The sequence below is a fragment of the Nostoc sp. MS1 genome (assembly GCF_019976755.1).
GTDB lineage: Bacteria > Cyanobacteriota > Cyanobacteriia > Cyanobacteriales > Nostocaceae > Trichormus.
Genome location: NZ_AP023441.1, coordinates 1,987,860 through 2,014,607, shown reverse-complemented (window position 1 = coordinate 2,014,607; position 26,748 = coordinate 1,987,860). Strand labels below are relative to the sequence as shown.

Genomic DNA, 26,748 nt, shown 5'->3' with positions numbered 1-26,748 from the left:
TTATGAAAGAAGAGCTCAATATTCTCATCCAAGCTCAATACCCACTAATCTACCTTGTGACCTCCGAGGAAGAGCGGGCAGAGCAGGCAATTTCCACAATCGCCCAAATGTTAAGGCCCCAACGCCGACTGTATGTTTGGACAGTAACTCATGGCATCGTGGAGTATGGTCAACCCAGAGCTAACCCACACAACACTGGTTCGCCAGAAGCGGCGATCGATTGGGTTATACGGCAGAAAGAACCTGGTATTTTTATTTTTAAAGATTTACATCCCTTTATTGATGCTGCCCCGATTACAAGGTCGTTACGTGATGCGATCGCTAGCTTCAAAGGTACGCAAAAGAACATCATTTTGATGTCACCGATGCAGCAAGTACCCATAGAACTAGAAAAAGAAGTAGTCGTATTAGATTTCCAATTACCCGACATGTCTGAGTTAAACAAAGTTTTAACTCACCATTTAGATCAAAATCGTGGTAGACGCTTAACTACAGACGCGCGGGAAAAACTTCTCAAAGCAGCTTTAGGCTTAACTAAAGATGAAGCTGAGAAAGTGTATCGCAAAGCCCAAGTAACCACCGGGCGCTTGACCGAAGAAGAAGTAGACATAGTTCTATCTGAGAAAAAGCAACTCATCCGGCGTAATGGTATTCTAGAATACATCGAAGAAGATGAAACCATAGACGCTGTAGGTGGCTTAGAAGAATTAAAGAAATGGCTCAAACAACGCTCAAATGCGTTTACAGAAAGAGCTAGAGAGTATGGTCTACCCCAACCAAAAGGGATGTTAATTTTAGGTGTTCCTGGTTGTGGTAAATCATTAATCGCCAAGACAACATCCCGCCTGTGGGGTTTACCCCTGTTGCGTTTGGATATGGGGCGAGTTTACGACGGTTCAATGGTGGGGCGAAGTGAAGCTAATCTGCGTAATGCCCTGAAAACAGCAGAATCTATCTCACCAGCGATTCTGTTCATTGACGAATTAGATAAATCATTTGCTGGTAGCGCTGGTTCTGGTGACTCAGATGGCGGTACATCTAGCAGAATATTTGGGTCTTTCCTCACATGGATGCAGGAGAAAAAATCTCCAGTGTTTGTCATGGCGACAGCCAACCGTGTAGAACGGCTACCTGGAGAATTTTTGAGGAAGGGTCGTTTTGATGAAATTTTCTTTGTGGATCTGCCCACACCTGAAGAAAGGAGTGATATATTCAAGATCCACCTGAATAAACGTCGTGAAGACATCTCTAGGTTTGATTTGGAGCAACTCGCCAAGATGTCAGACGGATTTTCTGGAGCAGAAATTGAACAAGCGCTTGTTGCGGCAATGTATGAAGCATTTGCCCAAGACCGCGAGTTCACCCAACTAGATATTATTGCTGCGCTCAAAGCTACATTGCCACTGTCTCGCACGATGCAAGAACAGGTAACGGCCCTACGTGACTGGGCTAGACAGAGGGCAAGACCCGCAGCATCCTCCGTCGCTGAATACCAGCGCATGGAGTTCTAAAAGCTTTCCCTTGCTACCCAAGGGGAAAGGCTAGCCCCCAAAGCTAGCAGTTACGAGAAAAAAGCCGTTCCCAAATATGCGCGGCTTCCCTAAAAACAAACGTTGTCCTTTTTCTCAATCTTCTCACTGGAGGAAACCCAAATGTCTCACTTTAGCACTCTTCGCACCAAAATCACCGATGCTGAAATCCTCAAAGCTTCTTTGCGCGACCTGGGCATCTCAGTAAAGACTGAAGCTGATGTTCGTGGTTACAATGGTCAGCGCGTTCGTTCCGACATCGTTGCAGTTTTGGACGGCGAATATGACTTAGGTTGGTCTCGCAACAGCGATGGTTCCTTCGACCTCATCGCTGACCTGTGGGGTGTTGCTAAAAAGCACAACCAAACCGAGTTAATCAACTCCATCAATCAAAAATACGCTGTTAACAAAACCTTGGCTGAAGTAAAACAGCGCGGTCTACAAAACGCCAACGTGAAATTAGTATTGCAATAACAATTTCTCTGCGCGTTCCCAAAGCTGCACGGGTTAACCAAGTCATAGCGGTTAGCCCGCTTTTTTTATGCACAGTATTTGAAACTACTTTCCTAATTTTGAATTGCTATAAGGTTTGCTTAGGGCTAAATTCGCAATGCAATACTTGAGAGGGAGGTACAGACTCAGGAATTAAGCTAAGGTATGCGGGAGTTACAGCAAATCCAAGCGGATGAGTTTCAAACAGAAAACTTTGATTGCAGATTTAACTTGTTCCCAGAGTGTAGAACAAGTAATTTCTTGTCATCCTGTAGGCTCAAGCCAATCGGCTCAGTGGCATGGACTCTTTTTCTCCCATTACCATCATTTCACTTATGAGTCGCCAACCCATCAATGGACACAGCATTTGATTGGCATAACAAGTCCTGGATACTCAGTTCCGGTAGAACATCGCTTAGACAATCAGTTACATCAGCACCATTATCAAGGTGGTGAGATTTTAATTATTCCCACCGGGGTAAGCTATTGGTCGTTCTGGCAACAAGAAGCCGAGTTTTCCCTACTGGGAATCTCTCCCCAGTTTTTCGAGCAAATTGCTCATGAATCTATTAGAGCAGACCAAATTGAATTAATTCCAAAGGTTGCCATATTTGATCCCTTGATTCAACAAATTGCAGTGTCGCTACATTCTGACTTGCTTGCGGGACATCCAGTTGGCACTTTCTTTGGAGACTCGTTGGCAACTGCATTAGTTGCACAGTTGCTGCAAAATCATGTGGCTTGGAAAGCTTATTTACCATCAAATCTTGGAGGTTTACCAAAATACAAATTGACTCAAGCCCTGGATTTTATTGAGTCCCACTTAGATCAATCGTTTACGCTGGCTCAAGTTGCTGAGGCATTGGGGATGAGTTTGTACCACTTCTGCCGCCAGTTTAAGCAATCAACCGGAGTCGCTCCTCATCAGTACATCACAAGACAACGGCTTGACCGGGCGAAGCAGTTACTACGGCACAGCCAATTACCTATCACAGATATTGCGCTCCAAGTTGGTTTTGCTACACCTAGTGCGTTTACACGACTATTTCGTCGCATCACTGGTACAACACCTAAGTATTATCGAAATCAGCAATAAAGTTAGAGCAAAAGCAGCATAGTTTGAGCAAAGACAGGAAAGTTTTGTCTTGATGCGATCGCTACACTCAGGGCAGTAACTTAGGAGAACTTTCAATGCCAACTCATTATCTTCCCGCAACCATTCAAGTTAACAGTGGGATTACGACGTTTATCAATGTGTTCACGATTGCCCCTGAAAATCAGCAAGCCTTGCTTGATGTGCTTAAATCACAGACCGATTCCTCAATACGAAAGCAGCCTGGATTTCTCAATGCTAATTTTCATCGTAGTCTGGATGGAGTCAGTGTTGTAAATTACGTGCAGTGGACGGATCAACGATCAAGCGAAGTGATTCATGAAAACCCAGAAATCATGGCAGGATTTGCTCGATACCAGGCACTAAACGTCAAGATGGATCTACGATACTACGAAGTTGCTTTTGCTGTCGGACAACAAGCTATCATTGAGCCTCAAAATGGAGTTGTGACGTTGATTAGTCTCTTCTCAACTAAACCGCCACACCAGCAGCAAGCATTAGAGACTTTGAAGCAAGAACTCTGTTCTTTTGCAAAGCAGCAAGCTGGTTTTGTTTCGATGAGTCTTCACCGTAGTCTTGATGGCACTCGTATTTTGAACTACACCCAGTGGAAGGCTTCAGCATCGCACACTATTGCTGATGTATTGACTCAACATGAGCCATTGATGAGCCTTCTTGAAGGTGCGTGTGACAGGATTGAAACCCATCTCTACGAAGTTTCTTTCGCAGCCGATGCTCACAGGTTAGTTGTACAGTGACAAATTAAAAAGTCACAAGGGGTAGACTCACAACCTACCCTTAACTTTTGAAGGTAGGCGATCGCCTACCGCAGATGTTAGCCAATTGCTTACGTAATTTCGCGGGAACATAGACGAAAATTCTTAGTCAATATGTAAGTATATATTGAATATTAACAGCTTGACCAAAAACTCAGAAGTTAGGAATTACGATTAATTAGTCGGAACACTACTAATTGTAGACAGCTAATTATTTAATTCTGTAAGCTAAATCCCTTATTGATTTATCTATTATTTGATAAATCATCAACTTCTTCTAACTTAAGAAATTGAGTTTTGTATTGATTATATTATCAACCATTCAGTAAATTATGGTTGGTAAAATTTTAGTTTGCATACATAATATATTTGCAATAATTATTTCACCTATTTTTTCGATGATTTGAGGTGGAGTTTTTGCTTGCTATCCTTGTTTTAAAAAGCTTTTTACCATAGGTAAGCAGTTCATTTTTAAAATAATTAAACTTAACATATTTAGCTATAAAAATAGCTATCTTTCAAACCTTGAAATGTAACAAATCCGTAATCAAAGCTCAAGAAGCATATATAATCTCGGTTTTGAAACTAAATATATTTGGGAAACTTTTTTATCTCATTTTTCAGGAACACCCCACAACAAATTTGAATCTAATAGTGTTCAACACACTAAAGTCAGGTGAGTAATGAATACTCTAAAGTTCACAAAAACATCTATTAATTGTGTTCAAGCTTTTTTGGCTGCGGCTACATTAATTACAGCTTCCGTAGGCCCTGCCCTTGCCAACAGTAAAGTTGAAATACTAGGCGCAGGATATGGTGGTAACGGTTGCCCTGAAGGATCTGCTAGCGTTAGCGTCAGTCCTGATGGTCAAGAGCTAACCATTCTATTTGATAAGTTTATAGCTGAGGGAAATAAGTCAGCAGAAAGGCGTAAAAGCTGTAACATGAGCATTCCTATTAAGGTTCCTCAAGGCTTTCAAATCTCCCTCTACGATGCTGATTATCGAGGCTATGTAGCTCCCTCTACAATCGGCAGACTCAGAGCAGAATACTTCTTTGCAGGTCAGCGTGGGCCTGTTTTTTCTAGAACATTTAGAGGCGAAACAGACTACAACGTCCGAGATGAATTAGCAACTGTGGCTGATGTCTGGTCAAGTTGTGGTGACAGCGTAAATATGCGGGTTAATGCTGCAATGACTGCTAGTGGTCAAGGGGTAGCTACTGTTGACTCTTTTGACCTTTCCCATCGTGGTTTGGTTTACTACATCAAATATCGTCAGTGCCGTTAGCCCATTTCAAAGCGAGGAGCTAATCAACTCTTCGCTTTGCAAAGGTTTGATCGCATTTTACAAGATGCCTAATAGATAGGGGCGTACCACCCCTGATAGGTTAACAAATTAAAAAACCCGATTTCTACCACCCACCTTGGCTTGCTTGAGAAGTGCGTCAGCAGCTTGGTAAAGCGCTTCAAGTTTGTCCCCATCTTGGGGATATACCACAACTGCGGCGCTAAAGGTGGCATGAAAGGACTGATGATTAGTACCAGTAAATTTGATTTGGCGAAATTCTTTCAGTATTTCCACTAGTCTTCTGACTGCTTCATGTTTAGTCATCACGGGCATACCTACAACAAACTCCGTACCACCCCAACGTCCGACTACATCCTGGTTATGAAAGTTATGCTTTAATATTTCTCCGAGTCTGGATAAAACGCGATCGCCCACTTCATGCCCGTAGGTGTAATTAATTTGCTTCAGGTCGTCTAATTCTACAATAGCCAAGCTGAAGGGCTTGTTATGAGTTTCACTCCATTGAAGATGCTTATTTAATTCCTGGGTAGATTTGCGACGATTTGCTACAAATGTGAGCGTGTCGATTTCTGCTAAACTCCGTAACCAGCGTGTGCGTTCTAGGCGGTTGAGAATCCTGGCTAATAGTTCTGGTTCGACAATTGGTTTATTTATATAATCATCCGCGCCGACAGCGAATATTTGATGTCTAGTTGCAGTATCGTTATGAGTGGTCAGAAAAAGAATTGGTAAACTAGTCCATTGGGGTTGTTTACGAGCAATTTGGCATAACTCTACACCGCTTATTCCTGCCATTTCCATATCTATAATTAACAGTTCTGGCTTTGCATATTGCATTGCTGCTAAAAACTTTTGGGGATCGTCGAGGGTATAAACCTTTATTCCCCAAGGACTAAGTAAAGCTTGGAGTGCTGTTAATATTTGTGGGTCATCATCTACAATCATCACCCGTGCTTCAGTCGTGTGGGATTGTTGTAGTGTTTGGTTGACGGTTTCTAAGACTTGAGATGGAGTGACAGGTTTGAGTAAAATTCCCCTTCCACCCAAATGAGCAACTTTCACCCGGTCGAGTAAGCTGTCCTCAGCAGTTAAGACTACCACGGGTATTGGCGGAGTACGGTTGCTCAGTTCTGCTAACAAATTGAGAGAGTTGTCGGGATTGTCCGTGGTGGAAAGGTCGAGTAAGACAAAGTTGGGACTATTTTTTGCTATCAATTGTTTAGAGGCGATCGCATCTGACGCAATTTCCACCCTCAAACCTTGATTGTTGATCTCCTTGGCTACTTCCTCAGCAAATTTTTGGTCTTGATCAATAATTAAGACTAAAGGGCGATCATCTGCTGCTGATTCAACTGGTAACGATACTAATTTAGACCCTGATTTGAGATTTTGTAATTCTTGGCGCAATGCTCCTACCACTTGCCCTAATTGCTTTTTAGCAGCAGGTTTTAGTGCTTTGCCATTATCTAACAAAGATTCAATTTCTTGAGCTAGGCGGGAACCCTCATCAGAGCCAAACATACCCAAAGAACCAACTAACTTGTGAGCCTCTAGTTTGGCTTTTGACCGTATTTCCTCACTAGCTTTATTTTGTAACAACTTACTAGAAGCTTGCTCAATTACCGCTACTCGCTCCTCAATTTTCTCTACTACTTCCCCCCAGATTTTTGTCACCCCACTTTCCACTTGGCTGGCGGCGGAAGCATTTGCTGTAACTTTCTCTGTAGTTGATTCCTCTTTGTCTACTACCTGCGCCGGCTTTAGCCGATACCCAATTCCATAAACTGTATCAATGGGATCTCCTGCTACTCCTGATGCTTTGAGCTTTTGCCGCAATCCTTTAATGTGGGATCTGACTGTATCTTCTGTGGGTGGTTCTTCAAATGACCATAAATGGTCTATTAAAGCACTACAGCTAAAAATCCGGTGGCTGTTGCGGAGAAATAGTTCTAGTAAGCCATATTCTTTAGGCGTTAAATGTAAGAGTTTTTCATCACAGGTGACTTCGCATGTACTAGGATCAAGTCGCAGGTTATTCCACTCCAATAGAGGCGGTAATGCTGAACCACCACGACGTAGTAAAGCCCTGATTCTAGCTAACAATTCTTGAAAATCAAAAGGTTTAGCCACATAATCATCCGCTCCAGCATCTAATCCTTTCACCTTGATAGTGCTGGTGTCTTGAGCAGTTAACAAGAGAATTGGTGTTTGATTACCAGCTGCTCGTAACCGACGACAAAAGCTAATTCCATCCAGTTTAGGCAGGATTAAATCTAGCAAAATCAAGTCATAGGTATATAATTCCGCTAAATCCCAACCTTCCTGCCCATCTTGAGCGAAATCCACAGTATAGTGCTGACTTGTTAGTGATTTAACAAGTAATTCGCCTATCAGTTCGTCATCTTCTACCAATAAAATTCTCATGGCGGCAGATAACCGCAATTATTACTGATTATTAATTGCGAAAACTAAATAATTGAGATATGTGAGTTTTTGTAAATTAACAGTTTAAGACTAGCGTATCTTCAAGCAGTCAATCTGCTTACCTTCGTAAATATAAACATTTGCCTTATGGTAACAATCAGAGAGTATATTTAATAACTTACTATATTGTATACGCTGTAAATGAATTAATGGCGACGATGCTCCGCGCCACTGTAGGCGATCGCCTAAATAAAAACTCTATCCACAAGGGTATAGAGTTTTGTTAGATATTATGTACTTTAAATTTACTTGTCTAACTCATCATTGACTGAGGTTTCACCTGTTAAATAAAAATGAGTTGAGGTGTCATCACTAGAGGGTAAAAATGATTTTTCCAACTCTAGACGCTGCTCTACATTGCGTAAAAAATACCCATCCACCATTGCCGATCCTAAAAGCTTACCCAACTCATCACGGCTGGTAGTAATAGTTGTGTTAAAACTCTCATAGGGCAAATTACCCAAAGTAGCCACAACAGCACGTTGAATTAATTGCAATACTTCTCTTGAACCAGGTTTAGATAACTGTTTGACAGTCTGAGGACTCATCGATTGCACATATTCCCATAGCCCATTATTGTTCAGTGCTTCATTAGCAAAATACTCTGGATTTCGATGGGAATCATTACTCATGATAACTATCTCAAATATTGTTCAACTATCAATTAATTTAGCAATTTAATTTATATTACATAGTTCGCATAACCGAACTTTAAAGGACAGGTTATCCCGCTAAAACAAATGACAGTGATAAGTTCGCTTTAAATCTTAAATTTACGATTTTAAATTTTGGATTGTTGAATCCAAAATCTAAAATCTAAAGTTCCCCAGTCTCTATTCTCTGGCGATCACAATATCGTTAGACTTAATCACTGCATAAGCTTCTGCACCCTCAGTTAGTTCTAACTCCTCGGCTGACATCCTAGTGATAATTGAGGTTAATTCAACTCTATGAACAATTTCTAATGTCACCTCGCTGTTAACTGCGCCAGTGACTACTTTTTTGACAACTCCTTTGAGAATGTTACGAGAACTAACTTTTAATGGTCTTTTGGAACTAGCAACTTCTAATTCCCAAGTTTCAGCAGCTTCTTTTTCTGACTTTAGCGCCTGTTTGGTTGGTATTGATTTTTGCGGCGGTGGGGGTTGATTGAGTCCACGCACGAGTTCCCGCAGAATCTCAGTTTTAGTGCGTTGAGACTGCTGACAAAACTCTTCTAAAATTTTGCGCTCCTCTTCTGATGTTTGAAAAGTGATCCATCCTTGTTCTTTTCTTGGCATAATGTTACCAATTAGGTTGGTACATATCGGAATTGTCTTAAGTACGATCCTACCAAGCTCCATCCCCTGAAGAAGAGTCTATCTAAACACGGTTTGCCATGAAACGAAGAAACCTTCTCGCCTTTATTGGTACAGCAATTGCTAGTTTATTTTTGGCAGTTGGCTTACCATTTTTTACACCTGCTCCTGTAGTAGCGCAATCAAACGTTAGTCTACTAGTTTCTGCGGCTGCTAGTTTAAAGGATGCACTCGAAGAAATTAAGCCTCTGTATCAGCAGAGTAAGCCCAATGTCAACATTAATTTTAACTTTGGCGCATCCGGTGCCTTGCAGCAGCAAATTGAACAAGGTGCGCCAACAGATATTTTTATATCTGCTGCCAAAAGACAAGTAGACGCTTTAGAACAGAAGGGACTGCTAGTATCCGGTACACGAAGTATCATAGCAAAGAACCGTCTAGTATTAGTTGTGCCAAGGAATACAACTGGTATTACTAGTTTCTTCAATTTAAGAAATGACAGTGTTAAGAAAATTGCGATCGGTGAACCTAGAAGCGTCCCGGCTGGACAATATGCAGAACAAGTATTGCAGAAGTTAAAGCTCTTGCCTCAAATCAAGTCGAAGCTAGTCTATGCTAATAATGTCCGTCAAGTTTTAGCTTCGGTAGAGAGTGGTAATGCTGATGCGGGTTTGGTTTACGCCACTGATGCCAAGATTTCTGACAAGGTAAAAGCTGTAGTTGCTGCTGATGAAAAATATCACTCTGCTATTATTTATCCTTTAGCAGTAATCAAAAGTAGTAAAAATGTGGAAGCAGCTAAGGAATTTACCCAATATTTAGCTACTAGCGGTCAAGCCAAGGCTGTACTACGCAAATACGGGTTTATTTTGCCATAGATAAAAATAAATAATATTTTCGCTATTGTGCAGAAAGGGGCTTACATTTATAAGCCCCTTTATTAAAGGCATTATGTTATTAACTTGTTTTTAACAATATATATAATTGTATAAAAAGTTTAAATTTATATTTATTTAAGTAAAATCACATAATTTTGCCTGTACAGTGTTTCTTGAAATTGTGTGATTCATCCTTGTCGCCCTCAAATCATACAAGACTTTTGCCAGCCGACAATGCTAGTTTAACTAAAACAACCCATAGTAGCAAAGTTTACTATGGGCGTATTTGCCTACAGTTCGTTAAGAAGGGTCTCTATGAAATTTCCATCACTATCGCTCACAATTGGTTTAAGCGTTATTGGCATCTCTACACCTCCATTTACTACACCTAGAGTTATTGCTCAAGAAGTCGCCGCGTCCTGTCCTCTACCAACAGAAATTGCAGTTACTTTCCTCAACTCTAAATGTAAGGAAGTCACACTAAAAAAGCCTCATACCTTTTATCGCTACTATAGTGATAGTACAAACAAATACGGTAGATACTTAACTAGAAACTTATACAAAACAAACGTAGAAGTAATTAGAAATTTAGCTCTCAATCAATCTTGGGGCAATAAAGCTACTACTATTCTCAGAGTTACCCTGCCAGCTGGTACAGTAGTTTATCAAGGTATTGTTGCTCCGCAAAACCCCGCGCAATGTTATCCAGGAGGAGGTCAACAAACCTTTATTAAGGATACAAGAGACCCCAATATCAAATGGGTTGAGGGGGAAAATCTAGTTGTTAAAGATTTTACTTGCCAATAAAATTTCATGGAAACCAAGACTGAAAACTTCCTCAAGCTCATAGACCAAGCGCTGACCATAGCAGAGCCGATGCGTACTCAACTAGCCAACCCAGAGCGGTTGAATAATGTAATTAGCGTTCTGCAATCAATCAAAACTAAAGCTTTAGTTGGTCAGCTTGAACCCTCAGATGGAACCTCAACGCTTGGTTTAGCGCGTGAAGTAGCTGATTGGGTTGAACCTTTAGATTCACCATTATTAACTGCTGTGGGTGCAATTGAGCAATATTATCAGGCGAATTTTTAGTAGGGGCGCTATGCGTCCTACAGCCAATTGTTTTTAGAAATCAAATCGGATTTCCATATCAGACAAAGTTTGGAACTTTGTCTTCAAAGGGGGATACAAGAGGAATATCAGTTAACTGTTAAAAGCCCATAGTGATTTTCCTTGCTTCCACTTCTCCTTCACCTTATTTTTGCCTATTAACTTTGATAGCGTAAGTCCTAATAGAATAATCAAAGTATTTGTTTTATTAATTCAATTGGCTGAAACAGTCTATGACTACTCAGGAAAGTGAGACGAAACAAGCTGCTGCGCCGTCAAAAGCATGGCGTGGTTGGCAAGAAAATTTAACTCTGATTGCGATCGCTTTATGTTTAGCTATATTAATTCGGACTTTTGTTGCCGAACCCCGCTACATACCCTCTGAGTCTATGGTTCCTACTTTATACGAAGGCGATCGCTTGGTAGTAGAAAAAGTTTCTTACCATTTTCAGGAGCCAAGAACGGGGGATATAGTCGTTTTTCAGCCACCCCCAGAACTCCAAAGCCGGGGATATTCCAAAGACCAAGCATTTATCAAGCGGGTTATTGGTTTACCAGGAGAAATTATCAGTGTTAGTAATGGCAAAGTCTATCTTAATGGACAACCATTACCAGAAGACTACATTGCTGAACCACCTAATCAACCATTTTCACCAGTTCAAGTCCCAGAAAACCAGTTTTTTGTGATGGGAGACAACCGCAACAATAGTAATGACTCCCGCTACTGGGGCTTTTTACCCAAGGAGAATATTATTGGTAGGGCAATATTTCGCTTTTGGCCAATTGATAGATTTGGGGGAGTTTAAGCACGACTTAGAGAATTTACTTAGACAAAAGTGTAATTTATTGCAAAAATATTTGTGGATTAATATTAGGGTAACGAATAGCGATCGCAATGGTGAAGCTCCCCTTCTCCCTCATCTCCCCTGTGGTGGACGAAAGGCGTAAATTTCCTTGATTACTTCTACCCAACCATCAGAAACAGATTCTAAAATGCGATCGCCTTTTTCTCTAGTTGCGGTTGTCGCATCACCAATTACACCACTTTTACTAATATCTTTTGTTACCCAGGCTACGGGTAATTTACCTTCCCAACTTAATAAACTAGCGGCTGGTTGTTCTGGAGGATATTCTGCAACAGCTTTATCTAGTCTTACCTGATCTGGCAAAATTGCCAGCATGATACTAGTTTCTGCATCTCCGGCGTGCATTCCTTGTGTTGCTTCCTTGGGTGTTAACAATTCCTTAGTTATATGGGGTACACGCCAAGTAAATAACGGGAATACGGCAAAGTCGCTATATTTTACGTGTAAATCTCGCGCCGCCATTTGCATGACTTGGGGTTGTCCTCCGTGGGAGTTCATTAACACGAACTTTCTAAACCCTGCGCGATAGATACTTTCCCCTACTTCCATAATTATGGATGTCAGTGTTTCCGTACTTAAGGTTATTGTTCCTGGGAAATGCCAGTGTTCATTAGATTTACCATAATAAAGAGTAGGTAAGGCATAAGCAGGAATGTCAGCCTCCAGCTTGGATAGAGCTTTCCCCAAAACTCCTGCACCAATAGCAGCATCAACAATTAAGGGTAGATGGGGGCCATGTTGTTCAATTGCCCCTACTGGTTGGATAATAACGACATTCTCCTTATTGGGCATTTCCTCAATTTCCGTCCAGGTGAGGTAAGGAAAAAATCGTTCTGGGGGAATGAAACTGTGCATTTGGGGATTAAAAAGTGGGTATGATTAAAATCTGTACTCTTTATATTAATTTAATATAAATTTATACAGAAAAAAGTTTTTAAAATAATGTTTATTCAACTCATTTCTAGCAGTTAATTAAGAAAATCTATTTTCAAACTCTGTAAAAATAACTTGTTGTTTGCTATTGTCAAGCACAGAAAAAGTCACACTTTTAAATCTGCCCCAAAAATGACCTCCTGGTAATAAAAAATCTGCAAATGTTTGGGCAACTATTACTGGATCATTTTTAAAGACTCCACATCCCCAAGCGCCTAAAATTAAACCATCGCATCCTTGTTCTGCTGCCAAACTCAGAAGTTTCGATGTCCGACTAGTAAGAACTTCGGGTATTTTATCGCTGAGGTGATGTTGGTTTTTTTGAATCATGCCAGCATTTGGTGCTGGGCTAGTGATGAAATCTACAACATAGGGTTGTGCTAATAGTTCGCCATCATCGTTTTTGAACACTGGGCAACTAGGAGAGTAAATCATCCAATCTGAGTACAAAAGCGATCGCTCACTGCGATGGAAACTATAATATTCAGGGCATTTCAACTGGCTTTTGTAGAGTGCTGAACTTCTGGCTAAACTTTCTTCTTGGGCTTGCGCTCCTTTGAGAAATCCTCCTCCTGGGTTTTTAGCAGAAGCAAAATTCAACACACCAACTTTGTGAAACTTTCCGCTTTTGACTGTGCGTTCGGCTCCCATTAATGTTGTCTCATTTCTGACTTCAAACTCAGTATGTGGGAAACAAGGAAGGCTATTCCGTACCCTAGATTCAATCTCAGCTAGATTTTTGGGGCTGTAGCACTTCGTTGAATGCAAACAGTATTCTAATTCATGAGTGATATAAACTTGATTGCCATGAGGACAGATATAGCTACCAATGTTAAGAATTTTTAGAGTATCTTCGGCAATAGCAATTCGTCTCATTGGTGTTATCTCTGCACTTTTGGCTGACATGGCTTTTATCTATATACTACAATACTACAAGTTAATACAAGCATGTCAAGTGTATCTCTGTTTTCCTTGGCAACTTTAATTTAGAAGTCCTTTTCTATACAGCTTCATATTAAATTGGTATCAGTAATTGATTGTTTACTGATCTGCACTCTTTATTTCTAGTTCCTGTTTCCCAATTCCTATCAAAAAGGTAAATTCTCAATGGTTGAAGATAATGGTTCAATTCGCACCTTATCGGTTGATATTGGTGGTAGTGGTGTCAAAGCTTTAGTTTTGGATATTACAGGAAACCCAGTCACAGAAAGGGCGCGTGTGGATACACCCCAACCTGCAACACCAGAAGTTGTGATTAATGCCATTGTAGTGTTAGCTGCTGCCCAAGGTGAATTTCATCGGGTTTCTGTGGGTTTTCCTGGTGTGGTAAGGGATGGAGTCACGGAAACGGCTGTGAATTTACATTCAGATTGGATTGGTTTTGATTTAGAAACGGCGCTGTCGCAACGTTTAAATAAACCTGTACGGGTGATTAATGATGCAGATATGCAAGGCTTTGGTGCGATTAAGGGTAAGGGTGTGGAATTGGTGATTACCTTGGGGACAGGGTTTGGTTCTGCCTTATTTGTGGATGGTAAATTAGTACCGAATATGGAAATGGGACATCATCAGTTTCGCAAGCGGGAAACTTACGAAGAACAGCTAGGCAGGGCAGCATTAGAGAAAATTGGTGAGAAGAAATGGAACCGTCGTTTAGAAAAGGCGATCGCATCTTTGCAACGGTTGTTTAATTATGATTACCTCTATATCGGCGGTGGTGAAGCCGTCAAGGTAAATTTTCAGCTACCTTTAAATGTCAAACTCATTCCTAATATTACTGGGTTATTAGGTGGTATTGCTTTGTGGCGAGATGAGAAAAGGTAAAGTCAATTCAAAATTCAAAAGATGATAAGCTGTTACACTTCAATTTGTATAACAAGGGCGGGCAAGATGCCCACCTGACAATAGTTTGAGAGGCTATTTATAAAGTAAATGTAAAGGTAAGTAGACAATAATCTAGGCTCAGACTCAGCACTGGCTGAACGCCCTGCTACTGCTAACATAACTCAGCACTTGAGAATATCCTCTGATAAATTACAGGAGCAGTTGAATATAGAAAACTGCTCCTGTCAGAGAATTTAAATAATTTAATCGAGTTATTAGAGGTAATCTACTCAAAACTTTGTTTTTAGGCACTCATAAAACTGCAAAACTTGTAGAAAACGGATAACAGAGGATTTTGGATCGGGACGGAGTTGTTAAAACCAGAGATTATCCCTCAGATTGGGAACTGAAGTCTTGTTTGCCAAATTTAGTCATTGAGGAGTAAACTCCCAATCCAAAATCACAAGTATTGATGAATTGCGGATTAGTCGTTGTCCCATTGTTCTCGACCTATGAGGTCGCCAATGCGATCGCGTAGTAAGAAATCACATTTCTCTAACTCACACTCTACACAAACCCACTCTCTAGCAGGAATATATTGGCAGAGTGTATAGATAGGCTGTTGTCTGCTAACCATTCCTTTTTCTACTAGTCGGCGTGCTTCGTCCTGAATTACGTCCAAAGAGTAGTAATTGATAGAGGACACCGTATTCACACTCATGGTTTTTGCTCACAAATTTACATTTAACTTAGTGTTCCCACCAAATTATGGGGAACAAACATGACAAGGATTGGACTGACGCTTGGATTTTTGTATTTTACTATACGGAACTATTTTCATTTTGACGCTAGACATCCTCAAATTATTTAAAGAAATATTAAGAATGTCAAAATTTCCTGACATTAGTTCCAAAAGTATCAAGCGAAAAGGTATTGAGGTTGCTAAGTTAACTTGTTCAATAAGCGATTAGTCATCAACTTCAACAAAATATACTAACTCCTGCTGCATCCGCCTTAAGACAAGATTTGGTAAAAGAAAATGTTTTATGGAGGTAGATGACAAAAGGCAAAAATTATTGAAATAAAGCATTTATATAAATGCTGAGTTAAGCAAACCCAACAGTTATTCAATAATAACGGTATAAACTGTTGCTTGATTAAGGCTAACGTACACTAGGATTACTAAACATGTGCCATAAGTTAATAATTTCTTAAAGCGGCTTGTAATTTATCAGTGATGGGTGGTGATGTTATGCGTAGTCATTGATTCTGGAAGCTCAACCTCAGTCCGGCTTCAGAAACATCCCTCTAGAGTAACAGTAGCTAGATAGAGACATATCCCACCTACGGCATAACTCCAAAACTGCCTTTGTTACAAATATTACATACGTCATAGTTCCATGACATAACTTTACTTAAGTAAATTCAAGGAATTATTAAATTATGTTTAATATCAGAACTTTTTTGTCAGTGAACCTATTAACAGCATAAATACCAAGGTAGTTAGATCGTAACATCACTAACAACTAAGGTTTTAGGGGTTCTCACCCCTGATTGTTATGTGAATAAAAAGGAGTCAGAATACACCACCCATAAAGGGATGGTGTTTTAGTAAAAGTTTCAACCTCTACCTCGTCCACAAGGGACGAGGTTTTAGTCCAATATTCATCCGCCATTCGCACAGCAGTCATTCTGACTCCTGACTCCTGTATTCTTTTTCATAAAACATGGAGATACATGGGTAGTAAGGAGTACAGATGTACGCTGCTACTACAGATAACGGATGTGTTGCAAATATTTTTTGAATTGGGATTAGATTGAACAAATTAAAACAGAGGCAACGAAATTACTTCTGCTTAATAGCGGCGGATGATTTAGGCAATGAGTTAAAAATTTATTTCCAGTCTTTAGTACCTGAAATTACTCGTCATCTTCTAACGATTCATCTGCGGCTGGTATATTGTCAGGCGATCGCTCATTTTCCAACTTGTTCAATAGCGATAGTACTTTTGTTCCCCGTTCTATCGAACGGTCTTCAATAAAAGTTACTTCTGGGGTACGGCGTAACCTAACTCGCGCACCTAGTTCGCTGCGGACAAAACCTGTAGCGGATTTTAACCCAGCCATCGTTTCTGCTTTGGCTTCTTCTGTGCCATAGATACTGACGTAGATTTTGGCGTGTTGTAAATCTCCAGAAACATCTACATCTGTAACGCTGACCATACCTGTACCAACACGATCATCTTTAATCCCGTTAATTAGCATTTGGCTAACTTCCCGTTTAATTAATTCAGCAACACGGGAGACGCGGCGATTTGTAGCCATAATAACTTTCCCTCCTCACAGAGGTTCGACAACAACATAAATTTCAGTTAGAAAGGACAGCACCGAAACGTGGCATAAGAGATGTCCTTTCTAAATTGTACCTAAGCCAAGCATGGCTCTTAGTGTAAAGGTAATGAAAGCCAGTCCGCCTACAAGCAAACCGAGAACGGCGATTAAGGTAACTGGACGTTTCAATAATGGGAATAGTGGGGCAAAAGTGTTAAGGAAAATACCTAATACAATAGAAATCAAATAGCGTGGGTAGCGAAAAACGTTATCCCAGAATCCGTCAAACATTTTTATTGGGGCTGCCTTATTATATACTTACGTTTGTTTTGTTTTACTTATCAACATAATTGTAATATATCGCGCTGGAAAATACGCAATTAATATAAAATATGCTTCGTTAGCTATATTTGCTATATTTGCTATATTTTAGTAGCCTATAGCTTAGTCTCGTTGCGATGGTCAGCCAAATCCCCAAAGAAACTTGCCCACGTCCCTTTTTAAAGTGGGCTGGGGGTAAAAACAGGTTAATTCCACAATATCTGCCATATTTACCTAAGAACTATCAATCTTATTATGAGCCATTCTTAGGTGGTGGTGCTTTATTTTTTTATCTACAACCAAAGAAATCTGTTTTAACTGATATTAATTCTGAGCTAATTACTACTTATTGCTGCGTGCGCGATCGCGTTGAGGAATTGATTTCTCTTTTACAGGAGCATAAGAGTAAACATAATAGAGAGTATTACTATAGTATTCGCGGAAAAACCGTTGATAATGAGTTGGAACAGGCGGCCAGATTTATTTATCTTAATAAAACTTGTTATAACGGTCTTTATAGAGTTAATTCGCAAGGTAAATTTAATGTCCCTGTAGGAAACTATAAAAATCCTAATATTTGTCAAGAAGATTTGCTCAGAGGAGCTTCTGGTCTACTTTCTACCTCAGAAATTAAGCAGGCAGATTTTGCAGAAGTGTTGAATAATGCTACAAATAGTGATGATTTTGTGTTTTTTGATCCCCCTTATTATCCTATCAGCGATACAAGTTATTTTACAGCTTATAGTAGTTATTCATTTTCAGAAACTCAGCAAATTAAACTAAGAGACACATTCAAAGAATTATCAGAGAGAGGTGTTAAAGTTATGTTATCTAATTCAGACTGTAATTTTATTCGTACTCTTTATAGCAGCTTCAATATTCATACCATATCAGCAGCGCGGTCAATTAATTCAAATATTCAAAAAAGAGGAAAAATTACTGAAGTTTTAGTTACTTCATATTAGAGATTATTGTTAGCCCAAATAAAAAAACTTTTTAAATCTTGAACTGCAAGCAAATTTGTATTTAAGCCGACTTGTGTTTTTAACCACGATATTGCTTGTGGTTTCATTCCTCCACCATCAATTAATACAATTGCTTGTGTAGGATAGCAATTGTCAATATTTAAGTTGAGATAAGGTAGTTTTTCGTCTACAGAACCACTGGTTTGCTGCCATTTACATTCAATAATCAGCCCTGAAGGAAGTGAGGGAACACCCATAATATAAAAATCTACATATATATCGCTGCCGTATATTCCCTTTCCAATGTACACCTGTTTTGCATACTGTTTTAATACAGTATTTGAACTTACAAGGCATCCAAGGCGTTGTTTTTTTGGTAAGTTGGCTCCTACTTGGATATACCTATGACCTAATAAAGCTCCTTCTACAGTGTTTTCTAAAACGTTACCAGACGTAACTGCTCTTCCGCCCTGAGTCATATTTATCCTGATTATTTTAAAAATCTTTCTTAATCTTAGAATTACCTAAAGTCAGGAGTAAATAGACGGTAAAAATAAAATTATTGTAGGGTGAGTTAGGCGTAGACTTTGACTATAAGTTCTCATAAAAAATCTGATAGAAGCGCCTAATGCACCGTACTTAAGATTTACTTTATAAATATTCTCCGAATGCGATCGCCAGAACATCAAAACCGCCCTCATCCATATAGGCAGAAAGGTTTGATTGAGTCTGAGTTAAGTTATCTTCACCTTTGCGAGTTACCAGATGATAAATGTTGCTTTTTATCTGGTTTGACTCTTGGATAAATTCATTTTCTTCTTGTTGGCTCTCTCCCAGCAGTGCTTTTAGCCACTCTTGATGGGCGTGAACGCATCTTAAATGCCGTATTCAAGGTAAGTTGATCTCCAAAGTCGCAAACTTACTATTTTCTGAATTATGTAAAATCATTCATTAACTTGGTGCTGTTGACCCTTCATTCATGTGAAGCGTCTTAGAATATAGAAAAGTAAAAGTTTCAGTTACCCTGAATTTGCACAATCTAGCCGTCTAAAGTCATGCCTTCTGAAATTGCTGTTGAGAAAAAAAAGTTAAAAAATCCACCTTTGCAACTCCACTATTTAGGCGATCGCGCACTGCGTCAACCAGCCAAGCGGATCACAAAAGTAGACGATGAGATCCGCCAATTAATCCGCGATATGCTGCAAACAATGTACAGCAATGATGGCATTGGGTTGGCTGCACCCCAGGTAGGCGTTAATAAACAACTAATTGTCATCGATTGCGAACCTGATAATCCAGAAAATCCGCCACTGGTATTAATTAACCCCACGATTAAACAGGTAAGTCGGGAAATCTGTACTGCACAAGAAGGCTGTTTGAGCATTCCCGGTGTGTATATGGATGTCAAACGCCCTGAAGTGGTAGAAGTTTCCTATAAAGATGAAAATGGTCGTCCTCAAACATTAAAAGCAGGCGACTTACTGGGACGCTGTATTCAACACGAGATGGATCACCTCAACGGTGTAGTATTTGTAGACCGTGTAGATAATTCCTTGACTTTGGCACAGGAGTTATCTAAAAATGGCTTCTCGTATCAAGCTGTGAAACCAGTAGCATAGGGTGGTTTAGTAGTGTATTTAACTCCAAAAAGCGGATTATTTCTGGCTGGCTCTTGTATAACAGCGATCGCGGCTGTTGGTTCTGTATTTGAACTCAGTTACGGACAGCCAGATTTAGGCTTCCAAACAACGGCAATTATCCTTGGTTTGAGTATTCCTCTAACTGGATTATTTTTTCTTGCCGCAGTGAGGGATGCAAAGGCTAACATTAAATAAGCATCAGGTACATAAAAAGGTGAAAGAGTGGGTCATAAGGCAAGATTCATTCCTTTCACCTTTTATTTGTCAGTTGTCACTCGCTCCTGACTACAACCATACAAAGCAGACAACATCAAGAAAACACTGGTATTTTCCTCATGAGTTGAAACTGCTGTTAGCACAAGCAGCGCGTTCAGATCATACTGAGTAAAAATACTTAGCCTTCTTTCATTCTCGGTTGTGAAACTTGTTTCATAGCGACTGCCTTCTGCTGTGGCAGTTAGTGCGGTAGGCTTTTCACCTGTAACAAATCTAACTCCCGCTCAAATATCTCATCAATTGGCAACATTTGTCCGTCTTGAGTCATAAATTTATGGTCTTTTGTTGCCCGAATGACTGAACCGTCTTCTAAACAATATTCAAATACTTCCTGTTGTCCCCGATTATGCCATTGGGCAATAGATTGAGTGTAAACAATACCATTACTATCAACACTAAATACTCTGCATTCAATATTTTTTTCAACAATTTCGCCAATAGGTAAAAAGCCATATTCAACTGTTAAAACTTCGGTATCATAGCTTAAACAATATTCAGCAAACTTCAACATATCATCAAATAGCTTCTCAGCTACTTGCTTTCTCACACCATTTTTAGTAGAACCATCAATAAATTTTTCCTGCTGCTTCTGCATCTCCGAAACTTTCTTTTTACCCATAGCGCGGCGCAGCAAGTCAGCTTGTCCTAAAGAATAACCAGCCATGTCTTGAGCAATTTTCATAATCTGCTCTTGGTAGACCATAATTCCGTAGGTTTCATTTAATATCGGTTCTAAAAGCTGGCTTTCATAATCAATAGTTTCTCTACCATGTTTACGGTTAATAAACTTAGGAATTAATCCTGCATCTAACGGGCCTGGTCGATACAATGCCAAGATAGAAGAAATGTCTTCTATATTAGAAGGTTTTAAATCTCTGACTATTTGCTTCATCCCGGAAGATTCTAACTGAAATATCCCTTCTAATTCCCCAGACTCTAAAAGTTCATAAGTCTTTTGTACATCTTTAGGCAAAGTTTTATATTCACCTTTGGCTAAGATTTTTTGCGCCTTACGTTCTGTATTAGTAATTTCATAAGGATCAATTCTAAAGCCGTGCTTTTCTTCAATTAAATCAATAGTTTTTTGAATCATGGTGAGGTTTTTTAAACCTAAAAAGTCCATTTTCAACAAACCCATTGATTCTAGGTCTTCCATGAAATACTGAGTAATTACAGAACCGTCATTATTCTTTTGTAATGGGACGATTTCATCTAAAGGTTCCGCAGAAATTACTACACCGGCGGCGTGAACACCAAAAGTTTTGTTAGTTCCCTCAATTCGCATCGCCATATCAAGCCAATGGCGAACTCTGGGGTCGTTATCATACTTTTCTTTAAACTCTGGTTCTGGGGTATCATCAGAAATCATCACCTTAAGTTTGGTTGGTTTACCCCGCACCACAGGTATTAATTTCGCCATTTTGTCAGCTTCCCCATAGGGAATATTTAATACTCTGGCGACATCTTTTAAAACTGCTTTGGAAGTTAGACGGTTAAAAGTAATAATTTGGGCTACTCTTTCTTTACCGTACTTTTCTGTTACATACTCAATAACTTTATCCCGTTGTTCAATGCAGAAATCTGTATCGATATCAGGCATGGATTTACGTTCGGGGTTTAAAAATCGCTCGAATAGTAACCCATGATGTACCGGGTCAATATTGGTAATTCCCATTGAGTAAGCGACCAATGAACCCGCCGCCGAACCACGCCCTGGCCCCACAGGAATGTTATTATCTCTTGCAAATTTGATGTAATCCCACACTACTAAAAAGTAGGCAGAAAATCCCATCTGTTGCAGCATTTTTAGTTCATATTCCAGCCTTTCTTTGTAGACTTGTTCAACTTCGCTACGAGATTTGCGATTTAATCTATCTAAAAGACCTTGCCAAGCTACTTCTTCAACATAAGTATCAGTAGTGTGACCAGAAGGAATTGGGTAGTTAGGAATCCGAGGCTCACCCATGATATTGTAAGGCTCGACTTTATCGGCAACTTCTTCTGTTGTCGCTATGGCTTGGGCGATAACATCATCGCTTAAATGGTCACGAAATAGCAGTTTCATATCTGCACCAGATTTGAGATATTCTGTACCGCTATAGCGCATTCTATTTTCTTCACTGATGAGTTTGCCTGTTTGAATACATAACAACGCATCGTGGGCTTCTACGTCAAAACAAGAAATAAAATGGGAGTCATTTGTGGCGATAAATTTAATGTCTAATTCTTGAGCTATTCTAATAATTTCAACATTAACAATTCGGTCTTCTTGGGAACCGTGGTCTTGAATTTCTAAATAGAAATCATCACCAAACACATCCTTATACCATTTGGCAACTTTCCGAGCTGCATCTGGTCTACCACTAAGGATAGCTTGGGGTATTTCTCCACCTAAACAAGCACTGGTGACAATTAATCCTTCGTGATATTGTTGTAGTAATTCTTTATTAATACAAGGACGAGAAAAAATACCTTTACCTTGCACACCTTTGAGGTGAGAAAGTGTAGTTAATTTAACTAAATTTTTATATCCTTTAGTATTTTTTGCTAAAACAACTTGATGATATTTAGGACGGCGTTCTTGTTTTTCAATATCGCCGTTAATTATATACATTTCGTTGCCAATGATTGGCTTAATATTTTTACTGCGGCAAATTTTCAGCAGTTCGACAGCACCGTACATGACCCCGTGATCGGTAATTGCGATCGCTTTCATACCCAATGCGATCGCCTGATCAATCAATTCTGGTAGCTGACTGGCCCCATCCAGCAGACTGTAATCACTATGAATATGTAAAGGTACAAAGGACATATCTCTCTCCCAGCACTAACCCACAATATTTCCCTGATGATGTCTTGTGAGTCAGATTTTATCTAGCAACGGAATCTTAGATTAACGCTTTTACGGAAATTTCACTTCCGCAAGTGATGTCTGATTAAATACATGATTTTTATTTACCTATCATTTATCCTACATTCAGCATGAGTCAACCAGAGAGTAATCATCCGCCTGAAACCACACGCCCTTGGTGGAAACGTATCCCTCTCACGTTACAAATTGTCATTGCTTTGGTACTAGCTGTTGCTTTAGGCATAGCACTAGGTGCAGGCAATCCCAACCCCAGCAATGCGGCATTAATTACCAATTTGGCAATTCCTGCTGAACTGATACTCAAAGCCCTCCGCGCCTTAGCTACGCCTTTGATTTTGGTAGCAGTGCTGCATACCTTTATGACTACCAATATCCCAGGTACAGCCGGACGACGATTAGCAGTACTGTTGTTAACTAATACTACTGTAGCGATAGTCATCGGACTTTTAGTGGCTAATATTTTACGCCCTGGAACTTGGGGAGGTTTAGCTAAACCACAAACAACGATTGTAGGTCAAAGTCTTGACCCGTGGGGGCTAGTAAAAGATGCTGTACCAGAGGCTATCCTCAAGCCACTGGTAGATAACAATGTGATTCAATTAATTGTGATTGCCCTGTGTTTTGGCATTGTCCTACGGGGCTTAAAATCAGAGCAAATTGCTCAAGGTAAGAATGCTTACCAACCCGTAGAAGATGCGATCGCAATTTTGTTTGAAGCGGTAATTCGTATCCTTAACTGGGTAATTGCCCTAATTCCTTTCGCCGTCTTCGGTATCGTTGCTAAAACTGTAGCCGAAAAAGGCTTTGCCCCCTTCCAATCTTTGGCAGCCTTTATTGTAGCGGTGCTGATAGCGCTGTTATTACAAGCTGCCTATTACCTGTCAAGGGTTAAAATTGGTTCTTGGGTAAATCCCCTCAAATTTTTAGCTGGTGGTACAGATGCCTTCCTGACGGCTTTTTCAACTTCATCCTCCACCGTTGCTATGCCCATCACCTTTGAAGTGTTGCAAAGCAAAATTGGTTTAAGAGAATCTTCCGCATCTTTAGGCGCACTGGTGGGGGCAAACTTCAACAATGATGGTACTGCCCTTTACGAAGCAATGTCTGCATTATATATTTCGCAGGTAATTGGGCAGCATTTAAACTTAGGACAGCAGTTAATTGTTGTTCTTACATCCATCTTCGCATCGGTAGGGGCGGCTGGTATTCCTAATGCGGGATTAGTAACAATGACTTTGGTATTTACCTCCGTCGGCTTGCCTACTGAGTATATAGCTTTGCTTGTAACCGTAGATTGGTTTTTAGATCGTTGCCGCACTGCTATCAATGTTATGGGTGATATGACAGTCAGTGCTTTGTTAGATGGGAAAAAGCCACGTAGTTCTGAATACACTAACGATTTGCAGTAGCGTTGCGTACTGATAAATCCGATTTTATTTCTGAAACGGCTTGTGGGACAGGCATCTTGCCTGTCCGGTGCGGGCAGGATGCCCACACCACAATAATTATATTTATGATCCTAAGTAGCTCAGTGTTAAAAATTATCGCTATGGCAAGGCAGGAGGCAGAGAGCAGTGCGGTCTTGGGCTTTGCCCAAGTGGAGCAACTGCGGAGAAGGGAAGAGGGTTATAGCCTTGTTTACCTTTCTTAACTTAGCTTTGTTTTTTCCCACCGACTTACTTAATTTAGTCTTGGCATTAGAGCTTTTAAATAAACTTTTGTAAAGAATAGATAATTCCTGACCCTCCGACTGCGATAACCCTTCAGATAGCTTTAGGGAGGGGTGCTGTGATGATATTCAAACCTAAATTAATTGGGTCTGGATAACCTCTATGTCTAATGAATTTATTCGTTGGTTGCAAGCGGCTTTAAGTAATCCTGTTGCCAAAGCCAAGCTATTACAGCAACCTCAAAAACTTCAGCAAATCATGAGTGATATTCCGGCGCGTCAGTGGATATTTACACAAGCGTGTCAAACTGATGATCCCAAACTGGCCACTCAAGCCAAGAATTTAATTATTGAGATGATGAAATGTTCTAGATTAATTTGGTCTGGAGGTGGAAACCTATCGCCTGATATTTATGAAGAAGCTTTATCGCGCACCTGGGAATGGTTTAACAAGGAAATGTGTCTAGCATATGTTCCCGAAAAAGGTAGCTTTGTTACTTGGTTTAACCAAAGGCTAAAATTCAGAATTTTAGATGTAATTCGGGAACAAGATAAAGAACAAAAAAGACGCTTACATCTTTCTACAGACGAGGAAGATGATGAATGGATTTATCCACCTGCGCCTGAACCTGAACGTTGGCATGAAACTATCCAAGAATGGCTTGAGTTAGTAAAGAATCATGCACATCTGCGTAATTGTCGAATGCAGCATCGTCCTGATATCAACTGTCAATTTTTATTGATTCATATCTTGCAGAAGTTGCATAGTTCAGGAGAGTTTTCTTGGAATGCTTTAGCTCAAAGTTATCAAGTTGAAGCAGCTACACTAAAGAGATTTTGTAAAATGCGGTGTTTCCCTATTTTTAAACAATTGTTATCTAAATAATCTGGCGCAAAGTTGAATATTTTTCTTATACATCATGATGGAACCAATTACAATTGCGATTACTGCTGCCGACCGTCAGCAAGCTTACGAGTTTGCTCAACAGCAGTTAACACAAGAGCGATCGCAACAAGTCTACTGTAACACTTTAGCTGTATTAGTGACGCAGCGTTTTTTGCAAATGCTGGGGATTGATACAGATTTAACAGCTAGTCATAGCTGGAATCCTCTAGAACAACAACTAGAAAATATTGCAGATTTATATATTCCTAGTTTGCAAAGTTTTTTAGAGTGTCGTTGTCTGAGTAAGAGCGATCGCAAATGTTACATACCCCCGGAAGTATGGTCAGAACGGTTGGGTTATGTGATGATTGATCTGGATGAACCTTACAAAGAGGCACAAGTTGTAGGATTTGTAGAATCTGTTTGTGTCGCAGAACTACCACGTAGTTATTTTCAAACCCTTGATGTCTTACTAGAGTGTTTGACCTCATCACCACAACCACAAGCAATGGTGCAATTAAGTCATTGGCTCAAACACACCTTTGAATATGATTGGCGGCCTCCTAAAAACTGGCCCAAGTTCATGAAAGAATTTGAACCACAACGCAGTGATTTTCTCATTCGCCAACAGGTGGAACAACTCTACTATCGACAATCTAATCATGGAGTGCTTCCTAATCATCTCAATCTTCAAGAAGCTTTAGTAAATCTCATCCAAACCACTCCCGATGATGAAATTCGTTGGCAATCGGCGGAATTGTTATGGGAGTTAAATCCCAAACATCCAGCTTGTCCTGTAATTAGTGCCAAGGATTTAGGGATTTATCTGTTGGGTCAGGCTATAGTTTTGATAGTGGGGATTTTGCCTAAATCGGATGGCAGAATGTTAATTTTGTTGAGGTTGTACCCTTCACAAAAACAGTCTCATTTGCCTGCTGGGTTAAAGCTAATCGGACTAGATGAGATAGGTAATCTGTTTTTTGAAGTGGAATCACGCCAAAAAGATGCTTATATACAGTTTAAGTTTACGGCGGACATGGGCGATCGCTTTAGTGTGCGCGTTGTTCTTGATGATGCCAGCTTTACAGAGGATTTTATTATTTAAGTGATCAGAAATTGACGTTGCGTATTTTTACAGAATCATGCTTATCTAAATAAATAAATTCCTCACTCC

At 40.0% G+C, this 26,748-nt stretch carries 26 protein-coding genes; 16 read left to right on the top strand and 10 right to left on the bottom strand.

Going from position 1 to position 26,748, the window contains the following annotated elements; genetic code table 11:
* The first annotated feature begins 2 nt into the window (after positions 1–2).
* The 5 genes from NSMS1_RS08740 to NSMS1_RS08720 all read left to right on the top strand — a co-directional run bounded on the left by NSMS1_RS08740 (position 3) and on the right by NSMS1_RS08720 (position 5,200).
* Positions 3–1,511, top strand: a complete 1,509-nt coding sequence (locus NSMS1_RS08740) for an AAA family ATPase (RefSeq protein WP_224092571.1) — start codon at positions 3–5, stop codon at positions 1,509–1,511.
* Positions 1,512–1,652: 141 nt separating this feature from the next.
* Positions 1,653–2,003: a DUF1257 domain-containing protein gene (locus NSMS1_RS08735; protein ID WP_011321426.1), complete on the top strand. Its 351-nt coding sequence runs from the start codon at positions 1,653–1,655 to the stop codon at positions 2,001–2,003.
* Between the two features lie 211 nt (positions 2,004–2,214).
* A complete protein-coding gene (locus tag NSMS1_RS08730) occupies positions 2,215–3,117 on the top strand; it encodes a helix-turn-helix domain-containing protein (protein WP_224092570.1) in 903 nt (300 codons plus the stop codon).
* A gap of 95 nt (positions 3,118–3,212) precedes the next feature.
* Complete coding sequence (locus tag NSMS1_RS08725) at positions 3,213–3,893, top strand: antibiotic biosynthesis monooxygenase (RefSeq protein WP_224092569.1); 681 nt, start codon at positions 3,213–3,215, stop codon at positions 3,891–3,893.
* 701 nt (positions 3,894–4,594) lie between these two features.
* Entirely contained in the window at positions 4,595–5,200 is a 606-nt protein-coding gene (locus NSMS1_RS08720) for a DUF4360 domain-containing protein (protein ID WP_224092568.1), read from the top strand.
* Between the two features lie 108 nt (positions 5,201–5,308).
* On the opposite strand, the gene NSMS1_RS08715 is transcribed toward NSMS1_RS08720, so the two are convergent.
* The 3 genes from NSMS1_RS08715 to NSMS1_RS08705 all read right to left on the bottom strand — a co-directional run bounded on the left by NSMS1_RS08715 (position 5,309) and on the right by NSMS1_RS08705 (position 8,985).
* Positions 5,309–7,645 (bottom strand): response regulator, encoded by a 2,337-nt coding sequence (locus NSMS1_RS08715; RefSeq protein WP_224092567.1) that lies wholly within the window; start codon positions 7,643–7,645, stop codon positions 5,309–5,311.
* 305 nt (positions 7,646–7,950) lie between these two features.
* Positions 7,951–8,337, bottom strand: coding sequence for a DUF760 domain-containing protein (locus tag NSMS1_RS08710; RefSeq protein WP_224092565.1), 387 nt, complete (start codon positions 8,335–8,337; stop codon positions 7,951–7,953).
* A gap of 201 nt (positions 8,338–8,538) precedes the next feature.
* Positions 8,539–8,985 (bottom strand): molybdopterin-binding protein, encoded by a 447-nt coding sequence (locus NSMS1_RS08705; RefSeq protein WP_224092563.1) that lies wholly within the window; start codon positions 8,983–8,985, stop codon positions 8,539–8,541.
* Positions 8,986–9,083: 98 nt separating this feature from the next.
* Between NSMS1_RS08705 and modA the strand changes: the two genes are divergently transcribed.
* The 4 genes from modA to lepB all read left to right on the top strand — a co-directional run bounded on the left by modA (position 9,084) and on the right by lepB (position 11,797).
* The gene (gene modA, locus NSMS1_RS08700) at positions 9,084–9,881 is read left to right on the top strand and encodes a molybdate ABC transporter substrate-binding protein (RefSeq protein ID WP_224092562.1); all 798 of its coding nucleotides are present in this window, start codon (positions 9,084–9,086) and stop codon (positions 9,879–9,881) included.
* Between the two features lie 315 nt (positions 9,882–10,196).
* Positions 10,197–10,688 carry a hypothetical protein gene (locus NSMS1_RS08695; protein ID WP_224092561.1) on the top strand — a complete coding sequence of 164 codons (492 nt, stop codon included), beginning with the start codon at positions 10,197–10,199 and terminating at the stop codon, positions 10,686–10,688.
* A gap of 6 nt (positions 10,689–10,694) precedes the next feature.
* On the top strand, positions 10,695–10,973 hold the full coding sequence (locus tag NSMS1_RS08690) for a hypothetical protein (protein WP_224092560.1): 279 nt from the start codon (positions 10,695–10,697) through the stop codon (positions 10,971–10,973).
* 251 nt (positions 10,974–11,224) lie between these two features.
* A complete protein-coding gene (gene lepB, locus NSMS1_RS08685) occupies positions 11,225–11,797 on the top strand; it encodes a signal peptidase I (protein WP_224092559.1) in 573 nt (190 codons plus the stop codon).
* A 111-nt stretch (positions 11,798–11,908) separates the two neighbouring features.
* Here the strand turns inward: lepB and NSMS1_RS08680 are convergent, their stop codons facing one another.
* Both NSMS1_RS08680 and NSMS1_RS08675 read right to left on the bottom strand, forming a co-directional pair.
* Positions 11,909–12,712, bottom strand: a complete 804-nt coding sequence (locus tag NSMS1_RS08680; protein ID WP_224092558.1) for a creatininase family protein — start codon at positions 12,710–12,712, stop codon at positions 11,909–11,911.
* A gap of 117 nt (positions 12,713–12,829) precedes the next feature.
* Entirely contained in the window at positions 12,830–13,696 is an 867-nt protein-coding gene (locus tag NSMS1_RS08675) for a TIGR02452 family protein (RefSeq protein ID WP_224092557.1), read from the bottom strand.
* Between the two features lie 201 nt (positions 13,697–13,897).
* On the opposite strand from NSMS1_RS08675, the gene NSMS1_RS08670 reads away from it, so the two are divergent.
* Positions 13,898–14,614, top strand: coding sequence for an ROK family protein (locus NSMS1_RS08670; protein WP_224092556.1), 717 nt, complete (start codon positions 13,898–13,900; stop codon positions 14,612–14,614).
* Positions 14,615–15,098: 484 nt separating this feature from the next.
* Here NSMS1_RS08670 and NSMS1_RS08665 read toward each other — a convergent pair whose 3' ends face one another.
* From NSMS1_RS08665 to NSMS1_RS08655, 3 genes are all read right to left on the bottom strand, one after another.
* Positions 15,099–15,335 (bottom strand): DUF4327 family protein, encoded by a 237-nt coding sequence (locus NSMS1_RS08665; protein WP_067771501.1) that lies wholly within the window; start codon positions 15,333–15,335, stop codon positions 15,099–15,101.
* Between the two features lie 1,199 nt (positions 15,336–16,534).
* Complete coding sequence (rbfA, locus tag NSMS1_RS08660) at positions 16,535–16,939, bottom strand: 30S ribosome-binding factor RbfA (RefSeq protein ID WP_224092554.1); 405 nt, start codon at positions 16,937–16,939, stop codon at positions 16,535–16,537.
* A gap of 90 nt (positions 16,940–17,029) precedes the next feature.
* Positions 17,030–17,236, bottom strand: a complete 207-nt coding sequence (locus NSMS1_RS08655; protein WP_067771504.1) for a DUF751 family protein — start codon at positions 17,234–17,236, stop codon at positions 17,030–17,032.
* Between the two features lie 167 nt (positions 17,237–17,403).
* Between NSMS1_RS08655 and NSMS1_RS08650 the strand changes: the two genes are divergently transcribed.
* Positions 17,404–18,231, top strand: a complete 828-nt coding sequence (locus tag NSMS1_RS08650) for a DNA adenine methylase (RefSeq protein ID WP_224092552.1) — start codon at positions 17,404–17,406, stop codon at positions 18,229–18,231.
* On the opposite strand, the gene NSMS1_RS08645 is transcribed toward NSMS1_RS08650, so the two are convergent.
* Positions 18,228–18,710: a PD-(D/E)XK nuclease superfamily protein gene (locus NSMS1_RS08645; protein ID WP_224092550.1), complete on the bottom strand. Its 483-nt coding sequence runs from the start codon at positions 18,708–18,710 to the stop codon at positions 18,228–18,230. The two genes, NSMS1_RS08650 and NSMS1_RS08645, sit on opposite strands and share 4 nt — an antisense overlap.
* 576 nt (positions 18,711–19,286) lie before the next feature.
* Between NSMS1_RS08645 and def the strand changes: the two genes are divergently transcribed.
* Positions 19,287–19,850: a peptide deformylase gene (gene def / locus NSMS1_RS08640; RefSeq protein ID WP_224092548.1), complete on the top strand. Its 564-nt coding sequence runs from the start codon at positions 19,287–19,289 to the stop codon at positions 19,848–19,850.
* A gap of 12 nt (positions 19,851–19,862) precedes the next feature.
* A complete protein-coding gene (locus NSMS1_RS08635; protein WP_224092546.1) occupies positions 19,863–20,066 on the top strand; it encodes a hypothetical protein in 204 nt (67 codons plus the stop codon).
* 262 nt (positions 20,067–20,328) lie between these two features.
* Here NSMS1_RS08635 and NSMS1_RS08630 read toward each other — a convergent pair whose 3' ends face one another.
* Positions 20,329–22,959, bottom strand: a complete 2,631-nt coding sequence (locus NSMS1_RS08630; protein ID WP_224092545.1) for a DNA polymerase III subunit alpha — start codon at positions 22,957–22,959, stop codon at positions 20,329–20,331.
* 170 nt (positions 22,960–23,129) lie between these two features.
* On the opposite strand from NSMS1_RS08630, the gene NSMS1_RS08625 reads away from it, so the two are divergent.
* The 3 genes from NSMS1_RS08625 (at position 23,130) to NSMS1_RS08615 (ending at position 26,679) form a co-directional block, all read left to right on the top strand.
* Positions 23,130–24,428: a dicarboxylate/amino acid:cation symporter gene (locus NSMS1_RS08625; RefSeq protein ID WP_224092544.1), complete on the top strand. Its 1,299-nt coding sequence runs from the start codon at positions 23,130–23,132 to the stop codon at positions 24,426–24,428.
* A gap of 423 nt (positions 24,429–24,851) precedes the next feature.
* On the top strand, positions 24,852–25,574 hold the full coding sequence (locus NSMS1_RS08620) for a hypothetical protein (RefSeq protein WP_224092543.1): 723 nt from the start codon (positions 24,852–24,854) through the stop codon (positions 25,572–25,574).
* Positions 25,575–25,608: 34 nt separating this feature from the next.
* Positions 25,609–26,679, top strand: a complete 1,071-nt coding sequence (locus NSMS1_RS08615; RefSeq protein ID WP_224092542.1) for a DUF1822 family protein — start codon at positions 25,609–25,611, stop codon at positions 26,677–26,679.
* Positions 26,680–26,748: the final 69 nt, after the last annotated feature.

Excerpts from the sequence above, each read along its gene's own strand:
- NSMS1_RS08740 (WP_224092571.1), top strand. The coding sequence starts at position 3 with ATGAAAGAAGAGCTCAATATTCTCATCCAAGCTCAATACCCACTAATC.
- NSMS1_RS08735 (WP_011321426.1), top strand. The coding sequence starts at position 1,653 with ATGTCTCACTTTAGCACTCTTCGCACCAAAATCACCGATGCTGAAATC.
- NSMS1_RS08730 (WP_224092570.1), top strand. The coding sequence starts at position 2,215 with ATGAGTTTCAAACAGAAAACTTTGATTGCAGATTTAACTTGTTCCCAG.
- NSMS1_RS08725 (WP_224092569.1), top strand. The coding sequence starts at position 3,213 with ATGCCAACTCATTATCTTCCCGCAACCATTCAAGTTAACAGTGGGATT.
- NSMS1_RS08720 (WP_224092568.1), top strand. The coding sequence starts at position 4,595 with ATGAATACTCTAAAGTTCACAAAAACATCTATTAATTGTGTTCAAGCT.
- NSMS1_RS08715 (WP_224092567.1), bottom strand. The coding sequence starts at position 7,645 with ATGAGAATTTTATTGGTAGAAGATGACGAACTGATAGGCGAATTACTT.
- NSMS1_RS08710 (WP_224092565.1), bottom strand. The coding sequence starts at position 8,337 with ATGAGTAATGATTCCCATCGAAATCCAGAGTATTTTGCTAATGAAGCA.
- NSMS1_RS08705 (WP_224092563.1), bottom strand. The coding sequence starts at position 8,985 with ATGCCAAGAAAAGAACAAGGATGGATCACTTTTCAAACATCAGAAGAG.
- modA (WP_224092562.1), top strand. The coding sequence starts at position 9,084 with ATGAAACGAAGAAACCTTCTCGCCTTTATTGGTACAGCAATTGCTAGT.
- NSMS1_RS08695 (WP_224092561.1), top strand. The coding sequence starts at position 10,197 with ATGAAATTTCCATCACTATCGCTCACAATTGGTTTAAGCGTTATTGGC.
- NSMS1_RS08690 (WP_224092560.1), top strand. The coding sequence starts at position 10,695 with ATGGAAACCAAGACTGAAAACTTCCTCAAGCTCATAGACCAAGCGCTG.
- lepB (WP_224092559.1), top strand. The coding sequence starts at position 11,225 with ATGACTACTCAGGAAAGTGAGACGAAACAAGCTGCTGCGCCGTCAAAA.
- NSMS1_RS08680 (WP_224092558.1), bottom strand. The coding sequence starts at position 12,712 with ATGCACAGTTTCATTCCCCCAGAACGATTTTTTCCTTACCTCACCTGG.
- NSMS1_RS08675 (WP_224092557.1), bottom strand. The coding sequence starts at position 13,696 with ATGTCAGCCAAAAGTGCAGAGATAACACCAATGAGACGAATTGCTATT.
- NSMS1_RS08670 (WP_224092556.1), top strand. The coding sequence starts at position 13,898 with ATGGTTGAAGATAATGGTTCAATTCGCACCTTATCGGTTGATATTGGT.
- NSMS1_RS08665 (WP_067771501.1), bottom strand. The coding sequence starts at position 15,335 with ATGAGTGTGAATACGGTGTCCTCTATCAATTACTACTCTTTGGACGTA.
- rbfA (WP_224092554.1), bottom strand. The coding sequence starts at position 16,939 with ATGGCTACAAATCGCCGCGTCTCCCGTGTTGCTGAATTAATTAAACGG.
- NSMS1_RS08655 (WP_067771504.1), bottom strand. The coding sequence starts at position 17,236 with ATGTTTGACGGATTCTGGGATAACGTTTTTCGCTACCCACGCTATTTG.
- NSMS1_RS08650 (WP_224092552.1), top strand. The coding sequence starts at position 17,404 with ATGGTCAGCCAAATCCCCAAAGAAACTTGCCCACGTCCCTTTTTAAAG.
- NSMS1_RS08645 (WP_224092550.1), bottom strand. The coding sequence starts at position 18,710 with ATGACTCAGGGCGGAAGAGCAGTTACGTCTGGTAACGTTTTAGAAAAC.
- def (WP_224092548.1), top strand. The coding sequence starts at position 19,287 with ATGCCTTCTGAAATTGCTGTTGAGAAAAAAAAGTTAAAAAATCCACCT.
- NSMS1_RS08630 (WP_224092545.1), bottom strand. The coding sequence starts at position 22,959 with ATGTCCTTTGTACCTTTACATATTCATAGTGATTACAGTCTGCTGGAT.
- NSMS1_RS08625 (WP_224092544.1), top strand. The coding sequence starts at position 23,130 with ATGAGTCAACCAGAGAGTAATCATCCGCCTGAAACCACACGCCCTTGG.
- NSMS1_RS08620 (WP_224092543.1), top strand. The coding sequence starts at position 24,852 with ATGTCTAATGAATTTATTCGTTGGTTGCAAGCGGCTTTAAGTAATCCT.
- NSMS1_RS08615 (WP_224092542.1), top strand. The coding sequence starts at position 25,609 with ATGATGGAACCAATTACAATTGCGATTACTGCTGCCGACCGTCAGCAA.